The sequence below is a fragment of the Pseudomonas sp. genome (genome assembly GCF_035277045.1).
GTDB lineage: Bacteria > Pseudomonadota > Gammaproteobacteria > Pseudomonadales > Pseudomonadaceae > Aquipseudomonas.
Genome location: NZ_DATELE010000233.1, coordinates 1 through 2940 on the forward strand (window position 1 = coordinate 1; position 2940 = coordinate 2940).

Annotated in this window: 4 protein-coding genes; 2 read left to right on the top strand and 2 right to left on the bottom strand. The window is 64.6% G+C overall.

What is annotated here, in order from left to right; all coding sequences use genetic code 11:
- Nucleotides 1-572 (bottom strand): urease accessory protein UreD (locus tag VJS90_RS13475; protein WP_324122149.1); only part of this gene is annotated, 572 nt, incomplete at its 3' end.
- Nucleotides 573-805: 233 nt separating this feature from the next.
- On the opposite strand from VJS90_RS13475, the gene VJS90_RS13480 reads away from it, so the two are divergent.
- Nucleotides 806-1168: a glyoxalase superfamily protein gene (locus tag VJS90_RS13480; protein WP_324122150.1), complete on the top strand. Its 363-nt coding sequence runs from the start codon at nucleotides 806-808 to the stop codon at nucleotides 1166-1168.
- Nucleotides 1169-1180: 12 nt separating this feature from the next.
- Here VJS90_RS13480 and VJS90_RS13485 read toward each other — a convergent pair whose 3' ends face one another.
- The gene (locus VJS90_RS13485; protein ID WP_324122151.1) at nucleotides 1181-1723 is read right to left on the bottom strand and encodes a cysteine hydrolase family protein; all 543 of its coding nucleotides are present in this window, start codon (nucleotides 1721-1723) and stop codon (nucleotides 1181-1183) included.
- A gap of 317 nt (nucleotides 1724-2040) precedes the next feature.
- Between VJS90_RS13485 and VJS90_RS13490 the strand changes: the two genes are divergently transcribed.
- A partial coding sequence (locus VJS90_RS13490) for a branched-chain amino acid aminotransferase (protein ID WP_324122152.1) occupies nucleotides 2041-2940 on the top strand: 900 nt, incomplete at its 3' end.

A 2940-nucleotide genomic window follows, 5' to 3' on the forward strand; every position in this document is an offset into this window, starting at 1 on the left:
TGGCCGCCTTCGATACGCAGGCGCTCGTGCAGGCCTGGGTCGTCGGGCATGTCGATGATCAGCCGGCTGTCCAGCGCGCCGTGGCTGAAGGTTTCGTTCATCACCGGACGGCCCAGGCACAAGGTCTCCCAGGCCAGCAGACGGGCGCCGGGGGCCAGGGTGAAACGGCTCTGCAGGGCGGCGCGGGCGCCGGCGAAGAAGATGCTGTCCTGGGGCAGCCACTCCAGGGTGCTGCCCTGCTCCAGGTGGAAACGCTGCGCAAGCTGGGCGGTCGGCCCGGCGCTGCGGTAGAACTTGCTGGCGCCGGGCATCGTCAGCAGCGCGTGGCTGCCGGCCTCGAGATGGATGTCCAGGGCGAGCCGGTCGCCCCCGACGATGCCGCCGGGCGGATGCAGGACGTAGACATGGCAGGGCGCGCCTTCCGGGTAGAAAGGACGCTGCACCAAAAGAGGTCCGAAATGCTTGCGCGCACCAATACGGGTCTCTCGCTCGCGGCGCACGAAGCGCAGCGCAAGCTCGGCGCTCCATCCTGGCTGCGTATCCTGATGGGCGATGGTTTCCGGCAGCGACATGCCTTAAAGTCCCGGTGAACACGGCGCACCAGGCGCCATGGTTGAACAACCCGCACGCGCTCGAACGCGCATGCCTGACCAATCGATCAGCAATCGACCGTCAGGCATTTGCAGGTTGCGGGCCAACTCGGCAAGTGCCCTGTTGCGAGGCGTTCACCGTCCTTGCACGGGTGCCCTCGTGCACTGTTACAGAGCGCTTGCTTTCTTGTCTGTCACCTCAAAGGATCTGAACCATGCAATTTTCCCCCGCCATACCGGTACTGCGGATCTTCTGCGTCGACAAGGCCAAGGAGTTCTACCTCGGGTTTCTCGGCTTCACACTGGACTGGGAACACCGGTTTGCCCCTGACTTGCCTCTGTATGCGCAGATTCACCGGGGCGGATTGATCCTGCACCTGAGCGAGCACCATGGCGATGCCACGCCGGGCTCCACGGTGTTTGCCCGGGTCGAAGACCTGATGGCACTGGAGCAGGAGTTGCTGGCCAGGCAATACGGGTATTCGCGTCCCCAGGCACAGCGCGTCGACTGGGGACTGCAGATGGAAATCGCCGATCCGTTCGGGAACCGGCTGCGGTTCTGTCAGCAGGAGGACTGAAGGCGAGCGGTCTCAGCCCGCTGTGAACCCGACATCGGCGCTCTCGACCAACCCTGCGAACCCGCCACCCAGCGTCGCATTGTGATGCGCCACGATCGCCTCGGCGGACAGCAGCGGCGTGTCCATGCAGGTGTGCGCATCGCTGACAAGCACCGGTTCGAAACCGAGTTCCCGGGCGACGCGGCAGTTGGTGTCGACGCAGTACTGGGTCTTCATGCCGGCTATGTAGAGGCGCTGCACGCCCGCCTCACGCAGCCAGCCGGCCAGAGGCGTATCAAAGAAGGCGCTGGGGCGGGTCTTGTTGAACACGGTATCGCGGGACGCGTCGATTCGCAGCGCGGGCAGCAGTGGCCAGGCATCACTGCCTTCGGCAATGGGCGAGCCTGCCGGACCGGTGTGGCGGACGGCGAAGACCGGGACGGATGCGGCATGGGCCTTGTCGATCAGGCCATTGATGACGGCCAGGACGCGCTCGCCCTGCCAGGGCTTATCGGGCCCGTGGAACAGGCCGACCTGCATGTCGAGGATGAGCAAAGCCGAGGGTGCATGTTGCATGGGGTCTCTCCGTGAGAAGCCAGCCCGGACGGAGAAACCAAAAGGCCCCGTCCATTGCTGGCGGGGCCTTGGTGAGCGACTGTGAATACCTACACAGCGACACCGCGCCCGCCGAAGGCGGTCGTGGTGGTCTGGGTCGGGGTCATCAGGCTCGGGTTCATGGGGAAAGACTGCCCCGAGCGGCACCGTGGCGTCAAGCACTTGGGTGCAATTCGTTTCTGGGCGTTTCCGATCCTTGGCGGATGTATTATCGTGGCGAGGTGCGCAAACAATGGCGGCCTGAGCGATCAGGTATCAGCAAGACAATCGAGGGTGTCATGAGCAACGAGATCAACTGGGACAAACTGGGCTTCGACTACATCAAGACTGACAAGCGCTACCTGTCCTACTGGCGCAATGGCGAGTGGGACCAGGGCACCCTGACCGAAGACAACCAGCTGCACATCAGCGAGGGCTCGACTGCCCTGCACTATGGCCAGCAATGCTTCGAAGGCCTGAAGGCCTACCGCTGCAAGGACGGTTCGATCAACCTCTTCCGCCCGGACCAGAACGCCGCGCGCATGCAGCGCAGCTGCGCTCGCCTGCTGATGCCGTCCGTGCCCACCGAGGCCTTCATCGAGGCGTGCAAGCAGGTGGTCAAGGCCAACGAGCGCTTCGTGCCGCCGCACGGCAAGGGTGCCCTCTACCTGCGTCCGTTCGTCATCGGCGTGGGTGACAACATCGGCGTGCGCACGGCGCCCGAGTTCATCTTCTCGATCTTCGCCATCCCGGTCGGCTCGTACTTCAAGGGCGGCATGAAGCCGCACAACTTCCAGATCTCCAGCTTCGACCGCGCCGCGCCACAAGGCACCGGTGCCGCCAAGGTCGGTGGCAACTACGCCGCCAGCCTGCAGCCGGGCTCCGAGGCCAAGAAGGCCAATTTCGCCGACGCGATCTACCTGGACCCGCTGACCCACACCAAGATCGAGGAAGTCGGTTCGGCCAACTTCTTCGGGATCACGGCGGACAACCGGTTCATCACGCCGAAGTCCGCTTCGGTCCTGCCGGGCATCACCCGCCTGTCGCTGATGGAACTGGCGCAATCGCGCCTGGGCCTGGAAGTGGTCGAAGGCGACGTGCTGATCACCCAGCTCAACCAGTTCACCGAAGCTGGCGCCTGCGGCACCGCCGCGGTGATCACCCCGATCGGGGGCATCGAGCACAACGGCAAGCTGCAT